Here is a 24,833-nt window from a genome sequence, read left to right on the forward strand (position 1 = left end):
CCAAGCGGTGAAGCCGGCGGCCCGCCCCAGTGGGCGGACGAAACGGCCCCGTCATGCTTGGCCCTTGGGTTTCAATGGCGGGCCAGGCGGCAATCTGGCCTCCAGCGCGATCTTGCTGATGGCGTAGAGCGCCACTTGCCGGGCGATGGGGCTCTCGTTCCTGTATGCCGGCTCATGCTCCACCCCGCTGAGGCGGAATACCTCTCGCACCTTGGCGCAGTTCACAGGGCTGCGCCCAGATTGGGCGGGGACGGTGCCATCGCCTGTTCCGTCCGCCATGTCGGCGCGCAGTTCCCATTGGACGGCTTCAACGGCGTGTTGCGCTGTGCCTTTTCCAGCGACCTTGATTTGCTGCCGACTCTTGACGTACTCGGGGTTCTCTCCGTCCATGTCCACCTGCTGCGGCGTCATGACGTAGACGTCGTCTGGCGTCGGGCCGGTGTCGGAGAGTCCCGCGCCGCGCTTCATTCGCCAAACGACACGCTCGAAGCTTCGGGTCTTGCCCTTGGTGTCGGCACCGTAGAAGGCGTAGGTGTTGGGGTGGTAGCTCTTTTCCGTCACCACCTGTTTGTGAAAGTCCTCTGCCAGCGTCAGGAACTTCAGATAGTCGACCCACTTGATAGGGACTCCATCCTTTGGCGCAAGCCACTCCTCCTTGACAAGGGCCCACCAACGGTCGCGACGCCTGTAGATCTCTGTGTAGGGATCCGACTCATGCAAGGTCTTTTGCACCGTCTTCTCATCTGCGCGCACCTCGATCCAGTTCCTTGAATAGCGGTGCGTTGGCAGAAGTTCGAGCGGACCAGGCGCTTGCGCAAAGATCGCCGTCACTTCCTGCCCGGTGCTGCCGATGACCTGTCCGACAGCCCAGTTCTCCTCGGCAAGGCCCAACTTGCAGCGGCGGTACGCGATAGGAGCGCCATCCACCGGCATCACCCCATGCACGATTCCGGCAATCTTCGACTCCATGCCGTCCAACTGCTGGCAGGCGCGGGCAACCAGTCCTCCCATGCTGTGGGTGACCAGGATGACCTGCTGGCAACGCGAGTTGGCGTTGTTCCTTTCGGCGATCACCTGTTCGATCCGCTGCTTGAGCCGCTGCGCGCTCTTGGCGTTGTCGTCCAGCCAGTTGTAGCCGCAGGCGTAGACCGGGAAGAACCATTCGCGCAGCTTCTCGAAGTCGCGCGTCTCGATGTGGGCCTCGCCTTTTTGCGGCCGCCAGTGCTGGTCGGCCGGGTCCTTGGCCTTCAGTTCCATGAGCTCGGCTATCTTGGCGGCGACGTCGTTTTGATCGGGCTGACCCGTGCGATGGCCGTTGAGCGTTTTCTCCAGCATCATCAGAAAATCCTGGTAGCTGCCCTTGCCGATTTCGCCCCAGCCGCGCTGGCGATAGCTGGCCTCTGGCGTCTTGTCTTTCCCCACGATGATGCTGCCGACTTGTTCTGAAGGAACCTGCCCGCGGTCGTCGACGAGGGTCCGATCAGGATGCAAGAGTTTCTGACGATCCCCAGCGCTTTCCATGACCTTGTCGGCAAGCAGCCCTGCAGGTGAATCGAGGTTCCAAACCTTCGTCATTTCACTGTCCATGGCACGCAAGTTGGACCCCATGACCCCCGGTACGAATACGATGGGCAGCGTATTCACGACGAGCACGCGAATCTCGACCAGATCGCTGCGCTCCTTGCGCGTCAGGTTGTGGCGGTATAGCGGAGGACCGTCGGGTTGTGGCATTGGCAGCCGCACCCGCGGACCCGCGGGACTGGTGGTGTCGCTCATATCTGTTCCATGGTTGTTGCCGGACAGGGCCGGCCTTCGATCGGCACGCCCTGCATGCCGTGGCGCGGCCATTGGTCTGGCCGCGTTGGCGGTTCTTGCGCAGAGGCGCAAAGATGGGTCGTACGAGGCGGGCGCCTGCTTAACGAAACGGGGCTGGCAGGCGACGCCTACGCGGCCCGCCAACAAAGGGGCGCGAGTGCCGATCGGCGCAACGAATGGGAACGGATGAATTGCGGACGCCCGACGTCCGCGCGATATGCGCTTGCATTGCTTCTGACTCCCTGGTTTATTGTGTTGAAGCGGTCCGGTTGTCGCGGGCGTTGCGCCTGTGGCTCCACGGACTCGCAGCAGCTTAGTGCTGCAAGCACGCAGCCGTCTCACTCACTTGAACGAGACGACACCGAGTTTCCCCGGATTTTTTCTTCACGCTTCACCAGAAAAGGCTCTGCCCTGGTCGGCCGCGTATGCTCGGCAGGCATGGGTGAATTCGATCTGATCGCACGCTACTTCACGCGCCCGGCGCAGCGCTCGCCGCTGGGCGTGGGCGACGACTGCGCCTTGCTCGCGCCGGCGCCGGGCATGCAGCTGGCCGTATCCACCGACATGCTGGTGGAGGGGCGGCACTTCCTATCGACCGTCGATCCGGCGCGCCTGGGCCACAAGTCGCTGGCCGTGAACCTCAGCGACCTGGCCGCCTGCGGCGCGAAGCCGCTGGCCTTCACGCTGGCCCTGTCGCTGCCCGGCGTGGACGAGCGCTGGCTGCAGGGTTTCGCGCATGGCCTGTTCGCGCTGGCCGATGCGCACGGCTGCGAGCTGGTGGGCGGCGACACCACGCGCGGCCCGCTCAACATCTGCATCACGGTGTTCGGCGAGGTGCCGGCCGGCAGCGTTCTGCTTCGCTCGGGCGCCAAGGTGGGCGACGACATCTGGGTCAGCGGCACCCTGGGCGACGCGCGGCTGGCGCTGGAGGTGTTCCGCGGCAAGCTCTCGCTGCCCGGCGGCCTCATGCAGCTCGCGCGCGAGCGCATGGAGATGCCCACGCCCCGCGTGGCCCTGGGCCAGCAGCTGCGCGGCATCGCAAGCAGCGCGGTGGACCTGAGCGACGGCCTCGCCGGAGACCTTGCGCACATCCTCAAGCAAAGCGGCGTGGGCGCCACGCTGGACGCCGACGCGGTGGCAAGCCGCCTGGCCGCGGCCCGGCACCCGGACGGCCACGCACTTGCATTGGCCGCCGAGGCCCGCCATGCCTTCACGCTGGCCGGCGGCGACGACTACGAGCTGGCTTTCACCGCGCCGCAGGCTTCACGCGAGGCGGTGGAACACGCCGGCCGCGCGGCCGCCACCCAGGTCACCCGCATCGGCCGGATCGAGGCCGAAGCCGGCCTGCGGCTGGTCGACGGAAAAGGCCAGCCGCTGGCACGCCAGCAATACGCATCCTTCGATCACTTCGGCTGAGCCTGTTACAAAAAAGCGGCTCGCCATCTGTCGATCCGCCGCCGCCTCGTTCGACGTGCTTGTGAAGACCGGAAAAGTCTCCGGCTTCTTTTTTCTTCGATCTCAACCATCCAAGGAGCAAACGATGCAAGTCATGGTCATTGTCAAAGCCAACGAGGCGAGCGAAGCCGGCCAGATGCCCGACGAGAAGCTGATGGCCGCCATGGGCCAGTACAACGAGGAGCTGGCGAAGGCCGGCATCATCAAGGCGGCCGAAGGGCTGCACCCCAGTTCGAAGGGCGCGCGGGTGAAGTTCTCGGGCACCCGCCGCACGGTGGTGGACGGCCCCTTCGCCGAGGCCAAGGAGCTGATCGCCGGCTTCTGGCTGTGGGAAGTGGCTTCCATGGAGGAAGCCATCGAGTGGGTCAAGCGCTGCCCGAACCCGCATGTGGGCGATTCGGAGATCGAGATCCGCCCCATCTTCTCGGCCGCGGAGTTCGAGGCGCTGACCACGCCCGAGTTGGGCGAGCAGGAACGCCGGCTGCGCGAGCGCATCGCCGGCGCCTGAGGCACCCCCGGCGAAAGGCGCACCGGCGCCTCGGCATGCGGCCCCGTGCGGCCCCGGGGGCAGGCCGGCTACCATCGGAACCGATGCCTGATCCCGTTCCCGCCATGCCTGCGCCTCCTGCGACCGATGCCGGCGCGCCCATCGCGCGGCCCACGGTGCGCTTCCTGCTCGCGCATCCGGCGCACTTCATCGCCCTGGGCTGCGGCTCCGGGCTGTCGCGCCTCGCGCCCGGCACCGTCGGCACCTTGTGGGCCTGGGTGGCCTTCCTCGCGATGCAGCGCTGGATGTCCGCCGCCACCATCGGCTGGGTCATCCTGGCCTCGCTGCCCATCGGCTGGTGGGCCTGCACCCTCACGGCGCGCCACATGCGCATCGCCGACCCGGGCAGCATCGTGTGGGACGAGGTGGTGGCCTTCTGGATCGTGCTGTGGCTGATCGCGCCCGCCGGGCTGCTGGCGCAGCTCATCGCCTTCGGCCTGTTCCGATACTTCGACGCGGCCAAGCCGGGCCCGGTGCGCTGGGCCGATGCCCTGTTCAAGCAGCGCGACGCCGCACCCGGCCGCGTGCGCTGGGCCGCAGCCGGCTTCGGCATCCTCTTCGACGACATCGTGGCCGCCTTCTGCACGCTGCTGGTGATTGCGCTGTGGCGCTTCTTCTTCGCGTGAATCCAGCCATGATCGACACCACCTCGATGAACACCCCCGCCCTCGTGGCCCTGCTGGCCCAGCTGCTGCGCGAGCGGCAATGGATGATGGCCACCGCCGAGAGCTGCACCGGCGGCCTGATCGCCGGCGCCTGCACCGACCTGGCCGGCTCCAGCGAATGGTTCGAGCGCGGCTTCGTCAGCTATTCGAACGAGGCCAAGAACGAACTGCTGGGCGTGGACGCCCAGCTCATCGCCACGCACGGCGCGGTGAGCGAACCGGTGGCGCGGGCCATGGCCGAAGGCGCGCTGGCGCATTCGAAGACCCAGGCGGCCGTGGCCGTCACCGGCGTGGCCGGCCCCACCGGTGGCAGCGCCGAGAAGCCCGTGGGCACGGTCTGGTTCGGCTGGTCGGTGAAGGGCCAGCCCACGCGCACGGAACGCCGCCGCTTCGACGGCGACCGCGCCGCGGTGCGCGCCGCCACCGTCCACTACGCCCTTCAAACCCTTGTCCAATCGATTTCAGGAACACGTCCCGATGAGCGATAGCAACACCACCCAGTCCGGCGACGCGCTGGTCATCCAGGAAAACACCGCGCAGCACCGCTTCGAGGCCACGAAGAACGGCCAGCTGGCCGGCTATGTCGAATACAACGTGCTGAGCGAGGCGCTGATGTTCACCCACACCGAGGTGCTCGAGGCCTTCGAAGGCCAGGGCGTGGGCTCGGCACTGGCCAAGCATGTGCTGGCCGAGGTGCGCAGTCAGGGCAAGCAGGTGATTCCGGTTTGCCAGTTCATCGCCGGCTACATCCGCAAGCACCGCGAGCAGTACGTGGACCTGGTGCGACCCGACGTGCAGCGGGCCTTCAAGATCTAGTCGTCGCGCTGCTTCAGGACGCGGACGGGCGCAGCGCGTCCTGCACGTCCGGCGGGAAGTCGTCCCACTCCTGCACCTGGCGCACCTCGATCACCTCGTTCTCGCCGCCTGGGCAGCGCGAGGCCCAGGCGATGGCCTCTTCCCGCGACTTCACCTGGATCATCCAGTAGCCGCCCAGCACTTCCTTGGCCTCGCTGAAGGGGCCGTCGGTCACCTTGGGCTTGCCGCCGGCAAAGCTCACGCGCGCGCCCATCGAGGGCGGGTGCAGGCCGTCGAGCGCCAGCAGCACGCCGGCCTTCTGCAGGGTTTCGTTGTAGCGGCTCATCGCGGCCACGGCGTCGGCGCTGGGCATGGTGCCGGGCGCGGCGCTTTCGTAGCCCTTGGGGATCATCAGCATCATGAATCGCATGGTTCTTCCTTTGGAGAGTGGGATGAAGGGAAGGGCACGCGACGCATGCAACAGCCGGTGATTTCGCGCGTCCCACCCCCACGTCGAACGGGCGGGCGCGAAATCGACAGGCTGCCGGTGATTTATTCAGCCTCGGGCGCACCGGCCCCGTGGCACTTCTTGTACTTCTTGCCGCTGCCGCAGGGGCAGGGGTCGTTGCGGCCGGGCGTGGGCTCCTTGCGCACCGTCTCCACCTTCGGGCCCAGGCTGCGCCACAGCTGGCGCAGGTCGTACACCGCCCAGATGGCGGCGCCCAGGTCGTCCAGGCGCTCCTGGCTCACGGTGGGCGGGCCGTCCTCGGCGTACATGGAGAAGGCGGGCTGGCCCTTGTCGTCCTCGGTGAGGGCCACGATGTCGTCGAGCGCGGCGTCGAGCATGTCGGCCGCCTCCCTGTCGCGCGGCGCCGCCCAGTCGTCGGGCCAGTTCTCCACCGCGTACATGAAGCCCAGCGCCCACACCTGTGCGTACGAGGGAATGGCGTCGCCGGGCACGTCTTCCTGCTCTTCGGGCGGCAGGGCGGCGATGGCGCCGCGGGTGTCGAGCACCTCGGGCTGGAAGCACTGCTCGTCGTCCAGCGCCTGCACGTCGGCGTCCAGGCTGTGCTCGATCTCGGCCCAGCGGCGCTTCCAGCGCCAGATGAATTCCATGTGCCGGGCGGGCACGAAGTCGTTGAAGAGCACCGGCCAGTACTCGGCGGGCGGAATTTCGCGGCGGGTGCAGATCAGCGCCGCCATGAAGCCTTCGCAGAATTCCCACTGGGGGACTTCCTCGTCCTGCTCGCGCATGGCGTCGAGTTCGGCATCGAGGGCGTCGAAGTCTTCGGGGCCCAGGAGGCCGGTGTCGGGGGAAGAGGAGGGGCTGGGGGCAGGGGTCGTCATCTTGGGTCGCGCGGGCAGAGCCCTCTATGATGCAGCAGGGCGAGGCCCTCCAACGTGACCAACCGATTCCTTCCCTTATTCCACCGCGGACGACGACTGCGCACCGCGCCACGCCTGCGCGTATGAGCAGCCTGAGACCCGGCGCGACCCGCTATTCGTCGCGCAAAGGCCTGGCCTCCGCGCCGGCTCCCCTGGAGGCGGAAGTGCCCCTGCCCGGCCCGGCGGACTACGCCGGCTTCCTGCAGGTGACCCTGCCTCAGCAGGACAAGGCGGTGGCCAGCCACCGCCTTTCCGGAGAGCGGGTCTGGCTCAAGAAGGCGGGTCCGCGCCACGGCATGGCCCGCTATCGGGCCATGGCCGTACTGGCCGGCCTGTTCCGGCTGGAAGTGCTCAAGCCCGTGCCCAACCCCGGCGGCGAGGCCGCCATCGCCATCGAGGCGCGCCGCCTACGCCAATTGGCCGAGGCCGGCTTGCGGGTGCCCAAGGTGCTGGCGCAGCAGGCCGACGGCCTGCTGATCTCCGACCTGGGCGAGAGTGGACGCAGCACGGTGGTGGTGCAGGAGCGCCTGGAGCTGGCCGCCGCTGCCGGCCCGGCCGCCCTGATGAGCGCATGGCGAGAGGGGCTGGACGCCATCGCGCGGGTGCATGCCAGCGGCTGCTACCTGAGCCAGGCCTTCGACCGCAACCTGGTGATGTGCCCCGACGGCGTGATCGGCTACATCGACTTCGAGGACGATCCGGGCGAAGCCCTGGGAATCGACGAATGCCAGGCGCGCGACTGGCTCAGCTACCTGCATTCCACCGCCATGCTGGTGCATGCGGCCGCGCCGCAGCAGGCCGGCGCCCACTGGCACGCGGTGCAGGCCGACGCCAGCGACGCGGTGCGCGAGCGCTTGCTCCAGGCCGCGCGTCGCATGCGCTGGCTGCGCCGCCTGCCCAAGAGCCGGCGCTGGGGCCGCGACACCCAGCGGGTGCGCACCGCAGCCAGCCTGCTGGCACGCTGGTACAGCCTGAACGGGCAGCTTTTCGTTGCACCAACCCGTTACTAATTGATCGCGTGCTTACCCAATAAGGTGGATTGAATTGCGGCGCCGCGGCAAGGAAGATGCCACGTCTGTCCACAGCAATTCGCGTGTGCCAGGGAGGCCACCACCACCATGCCCCAACTCATTCTCATGGACGCCCGAGGCCAGGTCCGGCAGATTCCGATCGCCCTGCCCTCCGTCTCGCTTGGCCGCAGCCCCAGCAGCGACGTCGTGCTCGACTCCAAGCGCGCCAGCCGTGCGCATGCCGTCATCGAAGTGGACGGCCCCAAGGTCTTCATCATCGACATGCACAGCCTCAATGGCACCCTGGTCAACGGCGAGCTGATCGACCGCCACCAGCTGGCGCACGGCGACTCCATCGAAATCGGTACGGTGGAGCTGCGCTACGTGGCGCAGGACCAGGTGCTGAGCGAGGACGAGGCCATGCGACTGCTGACCGCGCCCACGCTGGACACCAGCGCGCCCGGCTGGGACGACTGGGACTACGAGACGGAGCGCGCGGACGTGCGCGGCAGCCTCCTGCAGCGCAGCCACTAGGCCCGCCACCCCACTCAGGCGTTATCGCCCTCTTCGGCGAAGTGCGCCGACACCTTCACGCCCAGATCCACCAGGGGTTTGCGCAAGACAAGCACCGCGCGGTCCTTGCTGAGCAGCCGCGCGCCGTGTGCCACCGCCAGGTCGATGAAGACCTGGTCGTCCGGGTCGTCGCAACGGCAGGGGGCCGCGGGCGGTAACGGCAGTGCGTGCGCCTGTGCGTCGAACGCCGCCAGCACCCCGGCGGCCGTGCGGCCCGTGCGCTCCAGCCGCGTGACGATGAGCGGGTAGCCGAGCACGCGCGCCAGTTCCTCGCGCATCGCGGCGGTGGCGATCCAGCGCAGCTGCGAACGCGCCAGGGCCTCGCGCAGGGGCACACAGGCAGAGTCGTCGAACACCAGCAGGTCCAGGACCAGGTTGGTGTCCAGCACCACGAGCGACGCCATGGGCGGAATCTGAAGAGGGTCTTTCATTCTGCGGTTACCACTCGAAGTAAACATCCCGGGCCGGTGGACGGCCTGGCACCGAACTTGCCACTACGCTGGCTGCTCGATAGACCCACCCCTGGGACAGCGATGCCCACATCATCCCCCACCCTTTCGGTTGTGCTCGCCACCTTCAACGGCGAGGCGTTCCTGGAAAAGCAGCTTGAAAGCCTGGCGCAGCAGACCCGCGCGCCGGACGAACTGATCGTCTCCGACGACGGCTCGACCGACCGCACCAACGAGATCGTCGAAGCATTTGCGGCGCGCGTCCCCTTACCGGTCCGCCACTTCAGGAACCCCAGCGCAAAGGGCTTTCGCGACAACTTCCTGGGCGCGGTCCGGGAGGCGCGCGGCGACTGGATCGCCTTTTGCGACCAGGACGATATCTGGCGGCAGGACAAGCTGGAGCGCTGCGCCGTCCACATGGCAACGCCCGGCGTGACGCAGATCGTGCACCAGGCCACGCTGATCGACAGCAACGACGCGCCCATCGGTCCCTTCCACCAGGGCATCTTGCGGACCTGCACGAAGGATCCTCTGGCCTACGACCTGTGGAGCACCTTCTGGGGCTTCTCGATGCTGGTGGACCGGCGGGTGCTGGGGCTGGTGGGTCCCGAGCAGCGATTCGTCGACTACATCGCGCCCCGCCACCTGATCGCGCACGACCGGTGGGCCTTCTTTCTGGCGCAAGTGCTGGGCCGCACGGTGGAAATCGCCGAGCCGCTGGTGGCCTATCGCCAGCACGGGCGCAACCTCTACGGCAAATCCGCCGGAGGTCTGAAGGGCAAGCCGACATCGACGCTGCAAGCGGAGAACACCGTCTACATCACGGCAACCCAAGCCATGGTGCAGATCGTCAAGTCGCTGCCCATCCAGTGCGAGAGGGACTTTCCGGCCTTCGAGCGCGCCAGGGCCATCGCGACCTGCGAGCGGGCACTGGCCCAGTTGCGCCGGCGGGGCGCCATCTATGAAGGCAGCCGCGGCCTGGCACCCCTGCGCAGCCTGGCCATGTTCGCAAGCGGCGGCTACCGCAACGTGCACGATGGCTCGCAGCGATGGCGCTCGCTGCTCAGGGACATGGCCGTGTCGGTGTCGGCGCGCTAGCGTCCCGCTCCTCAGTTGAAGCGGCCCGCCTTGAGATCAAAGCGGAACAGCCGGCACTCGATCGGGCCGTTCCACATCGGCACGCGTCGCGACTCCTTCAGGCGCATCTTCGATGGCAGCTTGAGGTCGGGCGTGAGCACCCAGCCGGTCCAGCCCGCGTAATTCTTCTTCCAGTGCGCCGAAAGCTGCGCGAAGAACTCGCCGCCGTCCTCGGTCTGCGCGGCTTCGCGGCCGCCAGGTGCCGCGGGCGCAGCGGGCGCGCCACGGTCGCGCGCGCCGGCGCCGCCCCCGGCACGCGCCACGCCGCCCACCTCGATGCGCTCGCCGTACGGCGGGTTGAGCATGATCACGCCCGCCTCCGCCGGCGGCATGCGCTGCAGCGCATCGCCGCCGCGCAGCTGTACCAGGGCTGAGACACCGGCGCGCTCGGCATTGCGCTGCGCGAAATCCACCATGCGGTGCGAGACGTCGGAGCCGAACACTGGCACGGCCTGCGCCACGGCGGCCGTCCTCTCCTGCGCCTCCTGCTTGATGCCCTGCCACACATGCGCCTGGAAGGGCAGCAGCTTCTCGAAGCCGAAGCGCCGCTGGCCCCCGGCGGGCATGCCGGCGGCAATCTGCGCCGCCTCGATGGGAATGGTGCCGCTGCCGCAGCAGGGGTCGTACAGCGGCTGGGGCGACACCTCGCCGGTCTCCGGGTTCCACCAGCCGCTGGCCGCGAGCATGGCGGCAGCCAGCGTCTCCTTCAGCGGCGCGTCGCCCTTGTCGGTGCGCCAGCCGCGCTTGAAGAGCGGCTCGCCGCTGGTGTCAATGTACAGCGTGAGCTGGTCGGTGGCCAGGTGGGCGAACACGCGCACGTCGGGCCACTGCGTCTCGATGCTGGGCCGCACGCCGCCGGCCTTGGCGCGGAAACGGTCGGCGATCGCGTCCTTGATGCGCAGCGTGGCGAAGTTCAGGCTGGTCAGCGGGCTGTGCTGCGACGTGGTCTCGATCTTGAAGGTCTGGCGCGCCGTGAACCAGTTCTCCCAGGCCACCGCGCTGGCGGCCTGGTAGAGATCGTTCTCGTTGCGGTAGAGCGATTGCGAGAGCTGCACCAGCACGCGCTGCGCCAGGCGCACATGCAGGTTCAACTGCATCGCGTCTCGCCAGCTGGCGCGTGCGAAGACGCCGGCGCGCGCGACCATCAGGTCGTCGCCCGCCAGGCCGGTGAGCCGGTGCACTTCCTGCGCCAGCAGGTCTTCGACGCCGGCGGCGCAAGGCAGGAACAGTTGCAGCGAATTCATCTCCCGATTGTCGCCGCGTCCTCTATAGTGAAGTCGCCGATGACCCAATCGACCGTCCCCGTCACCTCAGCCGCCGAGGGGCAGGCGTTGGCGCATTCTGCAACGGCAGCCTCGACGACAACGACGACGGACGACGACCGCCTCGCCATCCAGGCCGAGCTGCTGCGCCTGAGCACGCAGCCCAGCACCACCGTCCTGGGCATCCAGTTCCTGCTCGACTGCGGCGTGGCCGCCCTCTTCGCCTGGCAGTACTCGGCGCTGATGGCAGGGCTGTGGCTGGCCCTTATCGCGCTCACCACCAGCTGGCGGGCGCTGTTTCCGCAGCGGCTGCCGGAAGTGCTCAGCCCTGCCGAGGTGCCCGGCCAGCTGCGCACCCACACGATTCGCATCGGCATCTACGAGGGCACGCAAGGGCTGGCCGGCATCCTGCTGTTCCACCCGAGCGATCCGCAGGCGCAGTTGCTGCTCGGGCTGGTGATGCTGGGCATGACGCTTTCCTCGGTCTTCTCGGTGTCATACGTGGCCCGCACCATGCAGATGGGCATCTGCCTGCTGCTGACGCCAGTCATCCTGATGGGCCTGGCCTTCGGCACGCCGCCCATGAAAGTGGTGGCCGCGCTCGGGGTGGCGATGCTGGTGATGATGGGGCGGCTGGTGGCCGAGCGCTCGCGCAAGCTGGAGGACTCCATCGCCCAGCGCCACAACGAGAGCACCCTGCGCGCCCAGGCGCTGGCCGGCCTTCAGGCGGCCCAGCAGGCCCAGGCCGAGCGGCTGCGCTTCTTCTCCGCGGCCAACCACGACCTGCGCCAGCCGGTGATGGCCATCGGGCTGCAGGCCGAGGTGCTGCAGCAGCAGCTGCGCGAGGGCGCGGGCGCGGCGCAGCTGCAGTCCACCCTGGCCGCCCTGGGACGTGCGCAGGCGGCGCTCGAGGGCCTGACCCAGCAGCTGCTGGAAATCGGCCGCATCGAGGCCGCGGCCGACCCGCTCACGCCGGGCCCGCTCGCGCTGTCGCCGCTGCTGGCCGAGTTCGCACGGCCCGCGGGCAACGGCCAGCGCGTGATGGTGCGCTGCCCGGCCCAAGCCGTGGCCTGGGGCGACCCGGTGGCGCTGCGCCGCATGGTCGGCAACCTGGTCGACAACGCGCTCAAGTTCTCGCCGCAGCTGCGCGGCCGCGTGCTGGTCGCCGTGCGGCGGCGCGGGGCACTCTGGCGCATCGAGGTGCGCGACAACGGCATCGGCATCGCGGCCGAGGACCAGGAGCGCGTGTTCGAGGACTTCGAGCAGGTGGGCAACCTGGAGCGCAACCTGCGGCGCGGCCACGGGCTGGGACTGGCCATCGTGCGCCGGCTGGCGCAGCGCCTGGACACGCAGATCGACCTGCGCTCCGCGCCGGGCCGGGGTTCGGTCTTTGCCTTCACCCTGCCCGCGGCGCCGCAGGACGCGCCGGGGTCGCGGGCGGCCCCGGCATCGGCGCCTGCGCCCCTGGGCCGGCTGCAGGCAACGGCACCCGTTTCACACCTGCGCCCCGGGCTGTCGGTGCTGGTGGTGGAAGACAACGCGGTGGTGGCCGAGGGCCTGGCCGCTATCCTGCGCCAGTGGAGCGCCCGGCCGCGCGTCTATGCCAGCGCGGACGAGTTGCTCAAGAACGGCGCAGACGACCTGCACGGCGTGGACCTCGCCCTGTGCGACATCCGCCTGCCCGGCCACACCGACGGCGTCACCCTGGCCAAGCGCCTGCAGCACCAGATGCCGGGACTGTCCATCGCGCTGGTGTCGGCCGACATCGACGAGGCCACCAGCGCCCTGGCGCGCGAGCGCGGCTGGCATGCCCTGCGCAAGCCGGTGCAGCCGGGGGCGCTGCGGGCGGTGCTGGCGGCGGCCTCGGCGACGGGTTGAGGCGATATGTCGCAGAAAACGGGTTTTGAGAACAGATTATCTTGATCTGTTCTCGGCAGCGACATATGCTGAGAATATGTCGCCAAAACACAAAAATTCGAACATATTGCCTACCGCATGGCAGCCTCAGCGCCCGTACAACGCCTTGCCGACTTTGCCTCCGGGCGTCGATCTCGAGAGCAAAGCCATCCTCAAGCAGTGCATCGCCGCACGCGCCGCGTTGGCCGAACTGAAACAGGCCACCCTCCTGATTCCCAATCCCTCGGTACTGATCAACACCATCCCGCTGCTGGAGGCCAAGGACAGTTCGGAGATCGAGAACATCGTCACGACGACCGACCAGCTGTTCCGCTATGCCGACGACGGAGAAGGCCAGGCCGACCCTGCCACCAAGGAAGCGCTTCGCTACCGCACCGCGCTTTATCAGGGCTTCCAGTCGCTCAGCGAACGGCCGCTGACCACCCGCACTGCCGTAGACATCTGCAGCGCCATCAAGGGCGTGGAGATGGAAGTACGGCGCACGCCGGGCACGCAGTTGATCAACGACCGAAGCAAGCAGGCGATCTATACGCCGCCCGAAGGTGAATCCCTGCTGCGCAATCTGCTGGCCAACTGGGAGCGCTTCATCCACGAGCAACCGCAGCTGGACCCGCTGGTCCGCATGGCAGTCGCGCACTATCAGTTCGAGGCCATCCACCCCTTCACCGACGGGAACGGGCGCACCGGGCGCGTGCTGAACATCCTCATGCTCATCCAGGAGAGGCTGCTGACGCTTCCGGTGCTTTATCTGAGCCGCTACATCATCCACCACAAAGCCGACTACTACCGGCTGCTGGCGGAAGTGACCAGTGCTTCGGCCTGGGAAGAGTGGGTGATCTACATGCTGCGCGCTGTCGAAGAAACCGCGTACTGGACCACGGCGAAGATCGCCGCGCTGCGCCAACTTCAAGCGCAGACCGCCGACCATCTCAGGCGGCGCCTGCCCAAGATCTACAGCCACGAACTGGTCGAAGTGCTTTTCGAGCAGCCCTACTGCCGCATTGGCAACCTCGTCGACAAAGGCATCGGGCGGCGGCAGGCCGCATCACGCTACCTTCAAGACCTCGTCGGCGTAGGCATTCTCAGCGAGCAGATCGCCGGGCGAGAAAAACTGTTCATCCACCCCAAGCTGATGCAGCTCCTGAAGCAGGACGACAACCACGTCAGTGCCTACGCCTGAGCCCGCCCGTCAAAGCGCCTTGCGCAGGTTCGCCGGCGCGATGCGCAGCGCCTCGCGGTACTTGGCCACGGTGCGCCGGGCGCACTCGATGCCCTGTTCCTTGAGCATGTCCGACAGCTGGCTGTCCGACAGCGGCTTCTTCAGGTCTTCCGAGCCCACGAACTGCTTGATGAGCGCCCGCACCGCGGTGCTGGAGGCATTGCCGCCCGTCTCGGTGCCCAGGGCGGAGCCGAAGAAGTACTTGAGCTCCACCGTGCCGTAGGGCGTGGCCATGTACTTGGCGGTGGTCACGCGGCTGATGGTGGATTCGTGCAGGCCCAGCTCGTCGGCGATCTCGCGCAGCACCAGCGGGCGCATGGCCAGCTCGCCGTGGACGAAGAAGCTCTTCTGCCGCTCCACGATGGCGTTGGAGACGCGCAGGATGGTGTCGAAGCGCTGCTGGATATTCTTGATGAACCAGCGCGCCTCCTGCAGTCGCTGGCTCAGCGCCTGGCTGCCCTCGCCCTTGTGCGCCTTCAGCGCGCCGGCATAGATGTCGTGCACCCGCAGGCGCGGCATCACGTCGGGATTGAGCTGCACGCGGAACTTCACGTTGGCGCCGCCGCCCACGCGCGAGACGATCACGTCGGGCACCACGATGTTGCGCTCCACGTTCACGAAGCGCCGGCCCGGCTTGGGCTCCAGCCTGGCGATGAGCTGCATGCCCGAGCGCACCTTGTCCTCATTGCTCTTCGTCAACGTGGCCAGGCGCTTGAAGTCGCGCCGCGCCAGCAGGGTGAGCGGCTGCTTGCAGATGGCCAGCGCGACCTTGCGCACCTCGGCCTCGTCGTCTTCCTCGTCCTCGTGCGCCAGGGCACGCAGCTGGATGGCCAGGCACTCGCCCAGCTCGCGCGCGCCCACGCCGGCGGGCTCCAGGCTCTGGAGCAGGCCCAGGGCCACCTGGAAGCGGTGCACCAGCTCGTCGAACTGGTCGTTGTCGTCGCCCGCCAGGCCGGAGGCCAGGGCGGGCAGCGAATCTTCCAGGTAGCCATCCTCGTTGAGCGACTCGATCAAAAAGCGCAGCGCCGCCCGGTCGGTCTCGGACAGGCGCAGGCCCAGGGCCTGGCGGTGCAGGAAGTCCTGCAGCGACTCCTGGCTGCGCGCCAGCTCGGTGGCATCGGCACGGTCGTCGTCGATGTTGTTGGTGCGCGCAGGCGCGTCGCCGCCCCACTCGCTGTCGTCGGGCGAGACGTCGATGGTGCCGTCGCCTTCCCAGTCGGGCTCGGCATCCGCCGATTCCGGCGGCGCCTCGGCCGTGGTGACCTCGGCGTCCTGCGCGGCGATGGTGCTCACGCCATCGGCGCCGTTCATGGCCGAGAGGCCGGCGGCCTCCTCGTCGCGCACGTCGCGCGCGCCGGTGGCGTCCGCGCTGTCCAGGCCGAATTCCTCGCGGGCGGCTTCGTCGCCGGTGCGCTCCAGGAAAGGGTTCTCGTCGAGCATCTGCTCGACTTCCTGAGACAGCTCCAGCGTGGACAGCTGGAGCAGCCGGATCGACTGCTGCAGCTGCGGTGTGAGTGCGAGATGCTGCGATACACGCAGCGACAGGCCTTGCTTCATGGATGTCTTCGCGCCGCCCTTACATCCGGAAGTGCTCGCCCAGGTAGACCCGGCGAACGTCGGCGTTGTCCACGATCTCCGTGGGCGTGCCCTGCGCCAGCACGTGGCCGTCGCTGATGATGTAGGCGTGGTCGCAGATGCCCAGCGTCTCGCGCACGTTGTGGTCGGTGATGAGCACGCCGATGCCGCGCTCCTTCAGGTAGCTGATGATCCGCTGGATCTCGATCACCGCGATCGGGTCGATGCCGGCGAAGGGCTCGTCCAGCAGGATGAAGCGCGGCTGCGTGGCCAGGGCCCGGGCGATTTCCACCCGGCGCCGCTCGCCACCCGACAGGGCCAGCGCGGGCGAGTCGCGCAGGTGGTCCACACGCAGGTCGGCCAGCAGCTCGTCCAGGCGCTCCTCGATGCGCGCCTTGGAAAGCGGCTGAAGCGTGCCCTTCGCATCGGGCTCGCGTTGCAGTTCGAGCACGGCGCGCACGTTGTCGGCCACGTTGAGCTTGCGGAAGATGGACGCTTCCTGCGGCAGGTAGCTCAGGCCCATGCGCGAGCGGCGGTGGATGGGCATGTGCTCGATGGGCTCGCCGTCGATGCTGATGAGCCCGTCGTCGGCGCGCACCAGGCCCACGATCATGTAGAAGGAGGTGGTCTTGCCGGCGCCGTTGGGCCCCAGCAGGCCCACCACTTCGCCCTTCTGCACGTCCAGCGAAACGTCCTTGACCACCGTGCGGCTGCCATAGGTCTTCTTCAGGCCACGGGCCTGGAGGCGGCTGGCGGTGCCGTTGCGGCCGTTGCCTGTGGGTTCGAAATCGGTGCCTGCGCGATCGATCATTTGCCGCCCTCGCCACCCAGCGTGGTGCTCGGCCGCAGTCCCTTGCCGGGCGCCGGCGCGGGCGCCGCGGGCTTCTGCCCGGGCGCATTGGCGCCCGGCTGGGGCGTGAGGATGGCGCGCACGCGGCCACCGCCGGCAGCGGTGCTGCCGGGAGCGGGCGGGGCGCCCTCCACGCTGAAGGTGTCCTTGCTCTGGTCGTAGACGATCAGCGGGCCGGTGGTCTGGTCGTTGATCTTGCCGCTCACCAGCCGGCGCATCACCGCGTTGCGGATGAACTTCACGTTGTCGGCGCGGCTGTCGTACTCGATCACGTCCGACTCGCCCTCGACCCATTCGTCGCTGCCGGGCGGGCCGTCGCGCTTCTGCTTGTAGTAGGCCAGCTTGCCCGGCGCAGCCGTGACGACGCCGTACTGGTAGCCCTCGGGGTCCTGGCGCACGTCGATGCGGGCACCACGGATGACGATGGTGCCCTTGTTGACCACCACGTTGCCGGTGAAGACGCTTTCCTGCTTGAGGTCGTCATAGCGCATCGAATCGGCTTCGATGTTCATGGGCTTGTCGCGGTCGGCCTTTTCGGCCTGGGCCAGGCCGGCGGCACCCAGTGCCAGGAAGGCGGCGAGGGCCGCGCAGGCGAGCCGGCGAAGGGGCCGGACCGAGGGCATAGAAACAGGGGGAAATGTCATAGGGCACGAAACTTGCTGCACCCATTGTAGGGTGCAATTGTCAAAGACCCCGATGAAAAAAGCCCGCCGGAGCGGGCTCTTCGTCGAAGCCGGCGCGCGCAGGCGCCGGCCCGGGTCCCGCATCAGCCCTTGCGGGCCTCGCCGATCAGGTAGTCGGTGATCTGCAGGGCGCGGTCCATGCTGCGCGACAGCTCGCCGTCGATGTAGTAGCGGCCGGCCACGCCCAGGGCCGGGACGCCGCCGACCTGGTAGTCGTTCTGCAGCTGGGTGGCGCGCTTGACCTTGCCCGAGACGGTGAAGGACTTGTACATCTCGGCAAACTTCTGGCCGTCCAGGCCGGGCTGCTTCGTGGCCCAGTCCAGGATGGCGGCATCGCCGAACAGCGGCTGGCGCTGCTTGTGGATGGCCTGGAAGATCTTGTTCTGGAACTCGTCGACCTTGCCCATGGCCTCGAGCGTGTAGTACAGGCGCTGCTTGCTTTCCACGTCGTTGCCGACGAAGGCCACCGGGATGCGGCGGAAGGCCACGTGCGGGGGCAGCTTCTTGATCCAGGCTTCGAGCTGGGGCTCGAACTCGGCGCAGTGCGGGCAGTTGTACGAGAAGAACTCGACCACCTCGACCTTGCCGGCGGGGGCATCGACCGGCGCGGGCTTGCGCAGCGCGATGTAGTCGGTGCCGGCCTTGAATGCGGCGGCCTGGGCGTGGGCGGCGGTGCTGGCGACGAAAGGCGCCAGTCCGGCGGACGCGGCGGCCAGCGAAAAATCACGACGTTTCATTTGGATTGTTTCTCCTGTGCGGCTGACAGAGCCCGCCGGGAGCGCGAAGTTCCGCGCCCCCCGCAGTCATGTGGGTTTAGCGTTGGACGCGGACCAGGGCGGTTTCGAGGCCGCCGCTGTCCAGCCGTTCCTTCAGGCGGTCGGCATCGTCCTTCTTGGAGAAGGGACCCGCGCGCACCCGGTAGACGGTGCGGCCGGCCTGCTCGCGCTCGGTGACCTTGGCCTCCACGCCCATCAGCGAGAGCTTGGCGCGCTGGGCCTCGGCGTCGTCGGTGCTGCGGTAGGCGCCGGCCTGAACGAAGTAGATGAAGGGGTCGGCCGCGTTCGGGGCCGCAGGCGCCGCCGACGCCACGTTGGTGCCGCCGCCGCCGGAGCGGGCACGCGCGAGGTCGCCGATGGGGTCGGTCGAATCGGGGCTGACGCCGGCGGGCGACGCCGGCTTGCCCTTGGGCGGTACGACCACCGGCACCGGCGGGCTGGTGGAGGGGGTGACGCCGGCGATGCTGCCGCCGGCGGCGGGGGCATTGCTGCTGGCCGCGGGAGCAGCGGGCGGTGCCGGCGGCCTGGCCGCGCCGGCCTTGCCTGCCAGGGGCGCGTTCGGGTCCCAGTCCTTGTTGCGGCGGGCCTCGGCCTCGTCCTGCTCGGCCGTGTTGCGGTTCGTCTTGGAGACGAAGGGAATGGGCACCTTGGTCACGTACACGGCAATGCCGAGCGCAGCGCCCAGGCCGATCACGATACCGATGATCAGGCCGATGAAGGTGTTGCCACCTTGTCTGGATTTCTTGGTCTTCGCCATCTACTTTTCGCTTACATCTTGCGTGGTGCGCTCACACCGAGCACCGCCAGGCCATTGTGCAGCACCTGTGCGGTGGCGGCGACCAGCGCGAGGCGCGCCAGCTTCACTTTCTCGTCGTCCACCAGGATGCGCTCGCTGTCGTAGTAGCTGTGGTAGCTGGCGGCCAGCTCGCGCAGGTAGAAGGTGACGTCGTGCGGCGCGAAGTCGGCGGCCGCGCCGGTGAGCATGGCCGGGTACTTGGCCAGCATCAGCATCAGGGCCTGCGCGGCGGGGCTTTCCAGCGCCGAGAGGTCGACGCCCTCGAGCACGGCGGTGTCGCCGCCCCAGGCCGTCAGCACCGAGCAGATGCGCGCATGCGCGTACTGCACGTAGTACACCGGGTTGTCGTTGTTCTGCGCCAGCGCCAGGTCGATGTCGAAGGTGTATTCGGTGTCGGGCTTGCGGCTGAGCAGGAAGAAGCGCACCGCGTCGGTGCTGGTCCATTCGATCAGGTCGCGCAGCGTGACGTAGCTGCCGGCGCGCTTGCTGATCTTCACTTCCTCGCCGCCGCGCACCACGCGCACCATGGTGTGCAGCACGTAGTCGGGGTAGCCGGCGGGAATGCCCACGCCCGCGGCCTGCAGGCCGGCGCGCACGCGGGCGATGGTGCCGTGGTGGTCCGTGCCCTGGATGTTCACCACCTTGTGGAAGCCGCGCTCCCACTTGGCGATGTGGTAGGCCACGTCGGGCACGAAGTAGGTGAAGCTGCCGTCGGACTTGCGCATCACGCGGTCCTTGTCGTCGCCGTAGTCGGTCGACTTCAACCACAGCGCGCCGTCCTGCTCGTAGGTCTTGCCGGCGTCCACCAGCCTTTTCACCGCGTCCGCGACCCGGCCGCTGGTGTAGAGGCTGGACTCGAGGTAGTAGTTGTCGAAGCGGACGTTGAAGGCCTTGAGGTCCAGGTCCTGCTCGTGGCGCAGATAGGCCACGGCGAACTGGCGGATGGAATCCAGGTCCTCGATGTCGCCGCTGGCGGTGTACTCGCGGTCGTCCGAACTCACGGTGGCCTTGACCACGAAGTCCTTGGCGATGTCGTCGATGTAGTCGCCGTTGTAGGCCTGCTCGGGCCAGCCGGCGTCGCCAGGCTTGAGGCCCTTGGCGCGCAGCTGCGTGCTGTTGGCCAGGGTCTGGATCTGCACGCCCGCGTCGTTGTAATAGAACTCGCGATACACCGACTTGCCCTGCGTCTCCAGCAGGTTGCAGATGGCGTCCCCCAGCGCTGCCTGGCGGCCGTGGCCCACGTGCAGCGGGCCGGTGGGGTTGGCCGAGACGAACTCGACCAGCACGCGCTCGGCGCCTTCGGCCGGAGCGCCCTGGCGCCCGAAGGCCGCGCCGGCCTGCAGCACCTCGCGCACCACCTGCTGCTTGGCGGCGGTCTTCAGGCGGATGTTGAGAAAGCCCGGGCCGGCGATCTCGATGGCGTCGACCCACTGGCGGTAGGCCGGCGTCTGCATCAGGGCATCGCTGATGTCCTGGGCCAGCTCGCGCGGCTTGCGCCCCAGCGGCTTGGCCAGTTGCATGGCAGCCGTGCTGGCGTAGTCGCCATGTGCGGCCACCTTGGGCGATTCGAAGGCCGCCTTGGCGCCGGCGCCAGGCGAGAGGGATTCGAGCGTGTCCGCCAGTGCGGCGAGCAGCTCCTGTTTGACCAATAGCATCCGCCGATTTTATCGGGGGGTGGGTCTGGGCATCCATCCGGGCGTCATCCGGGTGCGCCCCTGCCCCGTTAGGATGGGCAGCCCCTGCCCGGGGGCCGGCTTTTTTCCAACCCACCCTTCGAGGACACAACTGATGAAAAAGCTTCTCCCCCTCTTCGCGATGGCGGCCTTCCTGGCCATGGGCAGCGCCCACGCCGCCGACAGTTGCGACACCAAGGCGATCGACAAGAACGGCAAGCCGCTGGCCGGCGCCGCCAAGACCAGCTTCATGAAGAAATGCCAGAAGGAAACGGCCGCCGCAGCCTGCGAGCCCAAGGCCGTGGACAAGAACGGCAAGGCCCTGGCCGGCGCGGCCAAGAACAGCTTCATGAAGAAGTGCGAGGCCGACACCAAGGGCTGATCGGCCTTCCGCCGCAGATCAAGAACGAGGCCCGCCCAGTGCGGGCCCTTTTTTTGCCTACTTGCCGAAGCCGCGCGCCAGGAACACGGCGAAGAGCGGGATCACGACCAGGATGTGCGCCTGGATCATCACCAGCTTGCGCGTCTTGCGCACCTCGGCCTCGGCCGGCAGCGTGCCGCTCTCGCGCACCTGGCGGCGCCAGCGGATGTAGGTCAGCGTCGGGAAGATCGAGATCAGCCCGACGATGATGAAAAGCGTGAGCTTCACGTGCAGCAGCGGGTTGGTCCAGTACCAGGACGAGCCCTTCACGCCCCAGATGGTGCGCGCGATGCCGCTGGCCAGCACCAGGATCGCCGCCATGCCGTAGATGGCGTCCACGCGCGCCAGCCGCTCCACCACCGCCTTGTTGAGCCACTCCACGCGGCACAGCGCCGCCTCGCTGGAAATGAAGACCACCATGGTGAGGATGGCCAGGAAGTGAACGTACGCCAGGATTGCTTCTAGAGTCATCGTGCTCGCTTTCTTGTGGAAGTCTGGGTCGATGCCGAGGCGGCGGGCGCGATTGTGCCCGTGCGGCCCCAGTACTCGGGCCGGCCATATTCGCTCTTGAGGAAGTCCAGCCAGAGGCGCACCCGCAGCGGCAGGTGCTTGCGCTGCGGGAACACCGCGTAGATGCCGTTGGGCGGCGCGGCGAATTCGTCCAGCACCGGCACCAGCAGGCCAGCGTCGATCTCCGCCTCCACCTCCCAGGTGCTGCGCCAGGCGATGCCGTGGCCCGCCAGGCACCAGTCGTGCAGCACCTGGCCATCGGAGCAGTCCAGCGGGCCGGTGGGCTTGAGGTGGATCACCTCGTACTCCGCAGAGTCGCCATCGGGAGCGCGCGCGGCCGCCAGGCCGCTTTCGTAGTCCGCCCCTTGGGCGGTCCGCGGAACGCGCGCGGCCGCCAGGCCGCTTTCGTAGTCCGCCCCTTGGGCGGTCCGCGGAACGCGGAACGCCCAGCCACGGGTCTGCGAGGCGTCGCTGGATAAGGTCAGGCAGGCAAAGCGCGAGAGGTCGCTGGGATGCCGCGGGGTGCCGTGGCGGCGCAGGAAGGCCGGCGTGGCCACGCAGCGGCGCCTGTTGTCGGCCAGGCGCATGCTCACCAGCGAGGAATCGGGCAGGTCGCCCACGCGCACGGCGCAGTCGAAGTTCTCGCCGGCCATGTCGATCACGCGGTCGCTCAGGTTCAGCGAAATGGTCACTTCGGGATGCATGGCGTGGAAGCGCGGCACCAGCGGCGCCACATGGCGGCGGCCGAAGCCCGCGGGCGCCGTGATGCGCAGGTGGCCGCTGGCCTTGACGCCGCCGGCGCTCACGCTGGCCTCGGCATTGGCCAGTTCCACCAGCACGCGCTGGCAGTCTTCCAGAAAGGCGCTGCCTTCATGCGTGAGCGTGATGCGCCGCGTAGTGCGCAGCAGCAGCTTCACACCCAGCCGCTCCTCCAGCGCATCGAGCCGCCGGCCCATGATGGCCGGCGCCACGCCCTCGGCCTTGGCAGCCGCGGTGAGGCTGCCGCGGGTGGCAATGGCGACAAAGGATTCGAGCTGCTTGAGGCGGTCCATCGGCCGCGATTATCCCGAGCCGCCGGACGGCCCGGTCCCGCTCAGGGCGCGGGCGCGGTGATGCCCTTGTCGACCAGCGCCGCGATCTCCTCATCGCTGTAGCCGGCCTCGCGCAGCAGCTCGGTGCCCTGCTCGTTCAGCCGCGGCGGCTGCAGGCGGATGCCGGGGCGCTCGCCGCCCAGGGTGAAGGGCATCAGCGGCACCTTCGATTCGCTGCCGTCGTTCATGCGCACCGGCGCCAGCCCGCCGGTGGCGTTGAGGTGCGGGTCGTCGAAGAGCGCCTGCGGCTGGGTGATGGGCGCGAAGGGCAGCTCGTTGGCCTCGAAGGCGGCGGCCAGCTCGGCGGCACTTCGGTCCGCCAGGCGCGAGCGCAGCTGCGGCATCAGCCAGTCGCGTGCGCGCACCCGGTCGTTGTTGGTGGCCAGGCGCGGGTCGGCGTGCAGGTCCATCAGTTCGAAGGCCTGGCAGAACACGGCCCACTGCTTGTCGCTGACCACCGCCAGGAAGATCTGCTCGCCGTCCTTGACGGTGAACACGTCGTAGATGCCCCAGGCCGAGATGCGGCTGGGCATGGGGTCGGCGGCCTTGCCGGTCGCGGCGAACTGCATCATGTGCTGCGCCACCAGGAACACGTTGTTCTCGAACAGCGCCGATTGCACCTCGCAGCCCTTGCCGGTGAGTTCGCGCTGGCGCAGCGCCGCCATGGAACCGATGGCGCCGAACATGCCGCCCATGATGTCGTTCACGCTGGTGCCCGCGCGCAGCGGGTCGCCCTGGCGGCCGGTCATGTAGGCCAGGCCGCCCATCATCTGCACCACCTCGTCCAGCGCGGTGCGGTGGTCGTAGGGGCCGGGCAGGAAGCCCTTGTGGCTGACGTAGATGAGACGCGGGTGGATGCGGCTGAGCGTCTCGTAGTCCAGGCCCAACTTCTTCATGGTGCCGGGCTTGAAGTTCTCGCTGACGATGTCCGCGCTGGCGATGAGGCGCAGCGCGGCCTCGATGCCCTCGGGCTTCTTCAGGTCCAGCGCGATGCTCTTCTTGTTGCGGTTGAAGGTGGGGAAGAAGCCTGCGCCCGAGCCCAGCAGGCGGCGCGTGCTGTCGCCCTCGATGGGCTCGACCTTGATGACCTCGGCGCCCAGGTCGCCCAGCAGCAGGCCGCAGGTGGGGCCCATGACCATGTGGGTGAACTCGACGACGCGGATGCCCGCGTAGGGCAGGGGTGCGGGGGATGCGTCCTGGCTCATGCTTGTTGCTGTGTCGAAGTGGTGGGCGCGAAGCCCTTGGGAAGGCCGGCCTCGGCCGTCATGCCGTAGACCGGCTCGCCGGGAAGTCCTGCGGCCAACGGCGCGCGAGCGGCCAGCAGCTTGTCGAGGTCGATGCCGGTTGAAACGCCCATCGCCTCGAACATGAAGACCAGGTCTTCAGTAACCACGTTGCCCGAGGCGCCCGGTGCATAGGGGCAGCCGCCCAGGCCCCCCAGGGATGCATCGAAGGTGCGCACGCCTTCGTCGAAGGCGGCCAGGCAGTTGGCGATGCCCAGGCCGCGCGTGTTGTGCATGTGGGCCGCACCCGCATGAACGCCGATCTCGGCGCGCAGGCGGCGGAACAGCCGCCGCACCTGCGCCGGGTTGGCATAGCCCACGGTGTCCGACAGGCCCACGTCGTCGGCGCCGGCCTCCACGCACTGCACCGCGAGACGGATAACGTCGTCCTCGGCCACCAGGCCCTGCAGGGTGCAGCCGAAGGCAGTGGAGATGCCGGCTTCCAGCCGCACCTGGGGCGCGAGTTCACGGCGCAACTCGGAGATGGCACGCACTTCCTCCACCATCTCGGTGGGTGTCTTGCGCACGTTGGCCAGCGAATGGGCCGGGCTCGCCGACACCGGCATGGTGAGCTTGTGCACGCCTGCATCGAGCGCGGCCTGAGCGCCCTTGCGGTTGGGCACCAAGGCCATCACGACCAGGCCGGGCAGCGTGATGGCATGGCGCACCACCTCGGCGGCATCAGCCATCTGCGGCAGCAGCCGGGCGGGCACGAAGGAGGCGACCTCGATCTCGCGCAGGCCGGCCGCGTGCAGCGCGTCGATCCAGCGCAGCTTGTGTTCGGTGGGCATGGTGGCCTTGACCGATTGCAGGCCGTCGCGCGGGCCGACTTCGCTGATCAGCACCTGGGGCATGGATTTCCTGGAAGGGTGAAAAAGGAGTTGCCCAGAACGTTCTGTCTCATAGAATGACGTTCTGATAGTTGGAATTCTCTGTCCCGCCCGA

At 68.3% G+C, this 24,833-nt stretch carries 26 protein-coding genes; 11 read left to right on the top strand and 15 right to left on the bottom strand.

Going from position 1 to position 24,833, the window contains the following annotated elements; genetic code table 11:
• Nucleotides 1–51: 51 nt before the first annotated feature.
• A complete protein-coding gene (locus tag BM345_RS16785; RefSeq protein WP_175545039.1) occupies nucleotides 52–1,776 on the bottom strand; it encodes an esterase/lipase family protein in 1,725 nt (574 codons plus the stop codon).
• 477 nt (nucleotides 1,777–2,253) lie between these two features.
• Here BM345_RS16785 and thiL point away from each other — a divergent pair, with 477 nt between their 5' ends.
• The 5 genes from thiL to BM345_RS16810 all read left to right on the top strand — a co-directional run bounded on the left by thiL (nucleotide 2,254) and on the right by BM345_RS16810 (nucleotide 5,298).
• Complete coding sequence (thiL, locus tag BM345_RS16790) at nucleotides 2,254–3,231, top strand: thiamine-phosphate kinase (protein WP_093381280.1); 978 nt, start codon at nucleotides 2,254–2,256, stop codon at nucleotides 3,229–3,231.
• Between the two features lie 124 nt (nucleotides 3,232–3,355).
• Nucleotides 3,356–3,778, top strand: a complete 423-nt coding sequence (locus tag BM345_RS16795; RefSeq protein WP_093381282.1) for a YciI family protein — start codon at nucleotides 3,356–3,358, stop codon at nucleotides 3,776–3,778.
• Nucleotides 3,779–3,882: 104 nt separating this feature from the next.
• Nucleotides 3,883–4,443, top strand: coding sequence for a phosphatidylglycerophosphatase A family protein (locus BM345_RS16800; RefSeq protein WP_093381283.1), 561 nt, complete (start codon nucleotides 3,883–3,885; stop codon nucleotides 4,441–4,443).
• A 26-nt stretch (nucleotides 4,444–4,469) separates the two neighbouring features.
• Nucleotides 4,470–4,970, top strand: coding sequence for a CinA family protein (locus tag BM345_RS16805; protein ID WP_093381457.1), 501 nt, complete (start codon nucleotides 4,470–4,472; stop codon nucleotides 4,968–4,970).
• A complete protein-coding gene (locus BM345_RS16810; protein WP_093381285.1) occupies nucleotides 4,960–5,298 on the top strand; it encodes a GNAT family N-acetyltransferase in 339 nt (112 codons plus the stop codon). The genes BM345_RS16805 and BM345_RS16810 overlap by 11 nt, the downstream gene beginning before the upstream one ends.
• A 13-nt stretch (nucleotides 5,299–5,311) precedes the next feature.
• Here BM345_RS16810 and BM345_RS16815 read toward each other — a convergent pair whose 3' ends face one another.
• Nucleotides 5,312–5,707 carry a YciI family protein gene (locus tag BM345_RS16815; RefSeq protein ID WP_093381286.1) on the bottom strand — a complete coding sequence of 132 codons (396 nt, stop codon included), beginning with the start codon at nucleotides 5,705–5,707 and terminating at the stop codon, nucleotides 5,312–5,314.
• A gap of 122 nt (nucleotides 5,708–5,829) precedes the next feature.
• A complete protein-coding gene (locus BM345_RS16820) occupies nucleotides 5,830–6,624 on the bottom strand; it encodes a UPF0149 family protein (RefSeq protein ID WP_093381288.1) in 795 nt (264 codons plus the stop codon).
• 122 nt (nucleotides 6,625–6,746) lie between these two features.
• Between BM345_RS16820 and BM345_RS16825 the strand changes: the two genes are divergently transcribed.
• A complete protein-coding gene (locus tag BM345_RS16825) occupies nucleotides 6,747–7,673 on the top strand; it encodes a BUD32 family EKC/KEOPS complex subunit (protein ID WP_093381289.1) in 927 nt (308 codons plus the stop codon).
• A gap of 108 nt (nucleotides 7,674–7,781) precedes the next feature.
• On the top strand, nucleotides 7,782–8,207 hold the full coding sequence (locus BM345_RS16830) for an FHA domain-containing protein (protein ID WP_093381291.1): 426 nt from the start codon (nucleotides 7,782–7,784) through the stop codon (nucleotides 8,205–8,207).
• Nucleotides 8,208–8,221: 14 nt separating this feature from the next.
• On the opposite strand, the gene BM345_RS16835 is transcribed toward BM345_RS16830, so the two are convergent.
• Complete coding sequence (locus BM345_RS16835; RefSeq protein ID WP_093381293.1) at nucleotides 8,222–8,677, bottom strand: PIN domain-containing protein; 456 nt, start codon at nucleotides 8,675–8,677, stop codon at nucleotides 8,222–8,224.
• A gap of 102 nt (nucleotides 8,678–8,779) precedes the next feature.
• Between BM345_RS16835 and BM345_RS16840 the strand changes: the two genes are divergently transcribed.
• Nucleotides 8,780–9,793 (top strand): glycosyltransferase, encoded by a 1,014-nt coding sequence (locus tag BM345_RS16840; RefSeq protein ID WP_093381295.1) that lies wholly within the window; start codon nucleotides 8,780–8,782, stop codon nucleotides 9,791–9,793.
• An 11-nt stretch (nucleotides 9,794–9,804) separates the two neighbouring features.
• Here the strand turns inward: BM345_RS16840 and BM345_RS16845 are convergent, their stop codons facing one another.
• Complete coding sequence (locus BM345_RS16845; RefSeq protein WP_093381296.1) at nucleotides 9,805–11,076, bottom strand: THUMP domain-containing class I SAM-dependent RNA methyltransferase; 1,272 nt, start codon at nucleotides 11,074–11,076, stop codon at nucleotides 9,805–9,807.
• A gap of 39 nt (nucleotides 11,077–11,115) precedes the next feature.
• On the opposite strand from BM345_RS16845, the gene BM345_RS16850 reads away from it, so the two are divergent.
• Both BM345_RS16850 and fic read left to right on the top strand, forming a co-directional pair.
• Nucleotides 11,116–12,972 (top strand): hybrid sensor histidine kinase/response regulator, encoded by a 1,857-nt coding sequence (locus tag BM345_RS16850; protein ID WP_093381298.1) that lies wholly within the window; start codon nucleotides 11,116–11,118, stop codon nucleotides 12,970–12,972.
• A gap of 76 nt (nucleotides 12,973–13,048) precedes the next feature.
• A complete protein-coding gene (gene fic, locus BM345_RS16855) occupies nucleotides 13,049–14,191 on the top strand; it encodes a protein adenylyltransferase Fic (RefSeq protein ID WP_093381299.1) in 1,143 nt (380 codons plus the stop codon).
• A 9-nt stretch (nucleotides 14,192–14,200) separates the two neighbouring features.
• Here the strand turns inward: fic and BM345_RS16860 are convergent, their stop codons facing one another.
• The 6 genes from BM345_RS16860 to argS form a co-directional block, all read right to left on the bottom strand.
• A complete protein-coding gene (locus BM345_RS16860) occupies nucleotides 14,201–15,787 on the bottom strand; it encodes an RNA polymerase factor sigma-54 (RefSeq protein WP_093381300.1) in 1,587 nt (528 codons plus the stop codon).
• A 19-nt stretch (nucleotides 15,788–15,806) separates the two neighbouring features.
• Nucleotides 15,807–16,616 carry an LPS export ABC transporter ATP-binding protein gene (gene lptB / locus BM345_RS16865; RefSeq protein ID WP_093381302.1) on the bottom strand — a complete coding sequence of 270 codons (810 nt, stop codon included), beginning with the start codon at nucleotides 16,614–16,616 and terminating at the stop codon, nucleotides 15,807–15,809.
• Entirely contained in the window at nucleotides 16,613–17,278 is a 666-nt protein-coding gene (lptA, locus tag BM345_RS16870; RefSeq protein WP_254789776.1) for a lipopolysaccharide transport periplasmic protein LptA, read from the bottom strand. The genes lptB and lptA overlap by 4 nt, the downstream gene beginning before the upstream one ends.
• Nucleotides 17,279–17,421: 143 nt before the next feature.
• Nucleotides 17,422–18,075, bottom strand: coding sequence for a thiol:disulfide interchange protein DsbA/DsbL (locus BM345_RS16875; protein WP_093381305.1), 654 nt, complete (start codon nucleotides 18,073–18,075; stop codon nucleotides 17,422–17,424).
• A gap of 76 nt (nucleotides 18,076–18,151) precedes the next feature.
• Nucleotides 18,152–18,871 carry an SPOR domain-containing protein gene (locus tag BM345_RS16880; protein ID WP_093381306.1) on the bottom strand — a complete coding sequence of 240 codons (720 nt, stop codon included), beginning with the start codon at nucleotides 18,869–18,871 and terminating at the stop codon, nucleotides 18,152–18,154.
• A gap of 11 nt (nucleotides 18,872–18,882) precedes the next feature.
• Nucleotides 18,883–20,565 carry an arginine--tRNA ligase gene (gene argS, locus BM345_RS16885; RefSeq protein ID WP_093381308.1) on the bottom strand — a complete coding sequence of 561 codons (1,683 nt, stop codon included), beginning with the start codon at nucleotides 20,563–20,565 and terminating at the stop codon, nucleotides 18,883–18,885.
• 133 nt (nucleotides 20,566–20,698) lie between these two features.
• Here argS and BM345_RS16890 point away from each other — a divergent pair, with 133 nt between their 5' ends.
• Entirely contained in the window at nucleotides 20,699–20,965 is a 267-nt protein-coding gene (locus tag BM345_RS16890) for a hypothetical protein (RefSeq protein ID WP_093381310.1), read from the top strand.
• Nucleotides 20,966–21,022: 57 nt separating this feature from the next.
• Here the strand turns inward: BM345_RS16890 and BM345_RS16895 are convergent, their stop codons facing one another.
• From BM345_RS16895 to BM345_RS16910, 4 genes are read right to left on the bottom strand one after another with little or no spacing between them, the layout of a single operon-like run.
• Nucleotides 21,023–21,475, bottom strand: a complete 453-nt coding sequence (locus BM345_RS16895) for a DUF2214 family protein (protein WP_093381311.1) — start codon at nucleotides 21,473–21,475, stop codon at nucleotides 21,023–21,025.
• A complete protein-coding gene (locus BM345_RS16900; protein WP_093381313.1) occupies nucleotides 21,472–22,566 on the bottom strand; it encodes a LysR family transcriptional regulator in 1,095 nt (364 codons plus the stop codon). Before BM345_RS16900 ends, BM345_RS16895 begins: the two co-directional genes overlap by 4 nt.
• Before the next feature lie 41 nt (nucleotides 22,567–22,607).
• A complete protein-coding gene (locus tag BM345_RS16905) occupies nucleotides 22,608–23,810 on the bottom strand; it encodes a CaiB/BaiF CoA transferase family protein (protein WP_093381315.1) in 1,203 nt (400 codons plus the stop codon).
• Entirely contained in the window at nucleotides 23,807–24,742 is a 936-nt protein-coding gene (locus BM345_RS16910) for a hydroxymethylglutaryl-CoA lyase (RefSeq protein WP_093381316.1), read from the bottom strand. The genes BM345_RS16905 and BM345_RS16910 overlap by 4 nt, the downstream gene beginning before the upstream one ends.
• Nucleotides 24,743–24,833 lie beyond the last annotated feature (91 nt).

The organism is Variovorax sp. OV329, from assembly GCF_900114785.1.
Taxonomy (GTDB): domain Bacteria; phylum Pseudomonadota; class Gammaproteobacteria; order Burkholderiales; family Burkholderiaceae_C; genus Variovorax.

Coding starts and splice junctions, on each gene's coding strand:
- BM345_RS16880 (WP_093381306.1), bottom strand. CDS start 18,871: ATGGCGAAGACCAAGAAATCCAGACAAGGTGGCAACACCTTCATCGGC.
- BM345_RS16795 (WP_093381282.1), top strand. CDS start 3,356: ATGCAAGTCATGGTCATTGTCAAAGCCAACGAGGCGAGCGAAGCCGGC.
- BM345_RS16895 (WP_093381311.1), bottom strand. CDS start 21,475: ATGACTCTAGAAGCAATCCTGGCGTACGTTCACTTCCTGGCCATCCTC.
- BM345_RS16805 (WP_093381457.1), top strand. CDS start 4,470: ATGAACACCCCCGCCCTCGTGGCCCTGCTGGCCCAGCTGCTGCGCGAG.
- BM345_RS16825 (WP_093381289.1), top strand. CDS start 6,747: ATGAGCAGCCTGAGACCCGGCGCGACCCGCTATTCGTCGCGCAAAGGC.
- fic (WP_093381299.1), top strand. CDS start 13,049: ATGTCGCCAAAACACAAAAATTCGAACATATTGCCTACCGCATGGCAG.
- BM345_RS16800 (WP_093381283.1), top strand. CDS start 3,883: ATGCCTGCGCCTCCTGCGACCGATGCCGGCGCGCCCATCGCGCGGCCC.
- BM345_RS16905 (WP_093381315.1), bottom strand. CDS start 23,810: ATGAGCCAGGACGCATCCCCCGCACCCCTGCCCTACGCGGGCATCCGC.
- BM345_RS16875 (WP_093381305.1), bottom strand. CDS start 18,075: ATGAAACGTCGTGATTTTTCGCTGGCCGCCGCGTCCGCCGGACTGGCG.
- BM345_RS16815 (WP_093381286.1), bottom strand. CDS start 5,707: ATGCGATTCATGATGCTGATGATCCCCAAGGGCTACGAAAGCGCCGCG.
- BM345_RS16830 (WP_093381291.1), top strand. CDS start 7,782: ATGCCCCAACTCATTCTCATGGACGCCCGAGGCCAGGTCCGGCAGATT.
- BM345_RS16810 (WP_093381285.1), top strand. CDS start 4,960: ATGAGCGATAGCAACACCACCCAGTCCGGCGACGCGCTGGTCATCCAG.
- BM345_RS16845 (WP_093381296.1), bottom strand. CDS start 11,076: ATGAATTCGCTGCAACTGTTCCTGCCTTGCGCCGCCGGCGTCGAAGAC.
- BM345_RS16900 (WP_093381313.1), bottom strand. CDS start 22,566: ATGGACCGCCTCAAGCAGCTCGAATCCTTTGTCGCCATTGCCACCCGC.
- BM345_RS16850 (WP_093381298.1), top strand. CDS start 11,116: ATGACCCAATCGACCGTCCCCGTCACCTCAGCCGCCGAGGGGCAGGCG.
- BM345_RS16820 (WP_093381288.1), bottom strand. CDS start 6,624: ATGACGACCCCTGCCCCCAGCCCCTCCTCTTCCCCCGACACCGGCCTC.
- BM345_RS16835 (WP_093381293.1), bottom strand. CDS start 8,677: ATGAAAGACCCTCTTCAGATTCCGCCCATGGCGTCGCTCGTGGTGCTG.
- lptA (WP_254789776.1), bottom strand. CDS start 17,278: ATGCCCTCGGTCCGGCCCCTTCGCCGGCTCGCCTGCGCGGCCCTCGCC.
- BM345_RS16785 (WP_175545039.1), bottom strand. CDS start 1,776: ATGAGCGACACCACCAGTCCCGCGGGTCCGCGGGTGCGGCTGCCAATG.
- lptB (WP_093381302.1), bottom strand. CDS start 16,616: ATGATCGATCGCGCAGGCACCGATTTCGAACCCACAGGCAACGGCCGC.
- BM345_RS16910 (WP_093381316.1), bottom strand. CDS start 24,742: ATGCCCCAGGTGCTGATCAGCGAAGTCGGCCCGCGCGACGGCCTGCAA.
- BM345_RS16890 (WP_093381310.1), top strand. CDS start 20,699: ATGAAAAAGCTTCTCCCCCTCTTCGCGATGGCGGCCTTCCTGGCCATG.
- argS (WP_093381308.1), bottom strand. CDS start 20,565: ATGCTATTGGTCAAACAGGAGCTGCTCGCCGCACTGGCGGACACGCTC.
- thiL (WP_093381280.1), top strand. CDS start 2,254: ATGGGTGAATTCGATCTGATCGCACGCTACTTCACGCGCCCGGCGCAG.
- BM345_RS16840 (WP_093381295.1), top strand. CDS start 8,780: ATGCCCACATCATCCCCCACCCTTTCGGTTGTGCTCGCCACCTTCAAC.
- BM345_RS16860 (WP_093381300.1), bottom strand. CDS start 15,787: ATGAAGCAAGGCCTGTCGCTGCGTGTATCGCAGCATCTCGCACTCACA.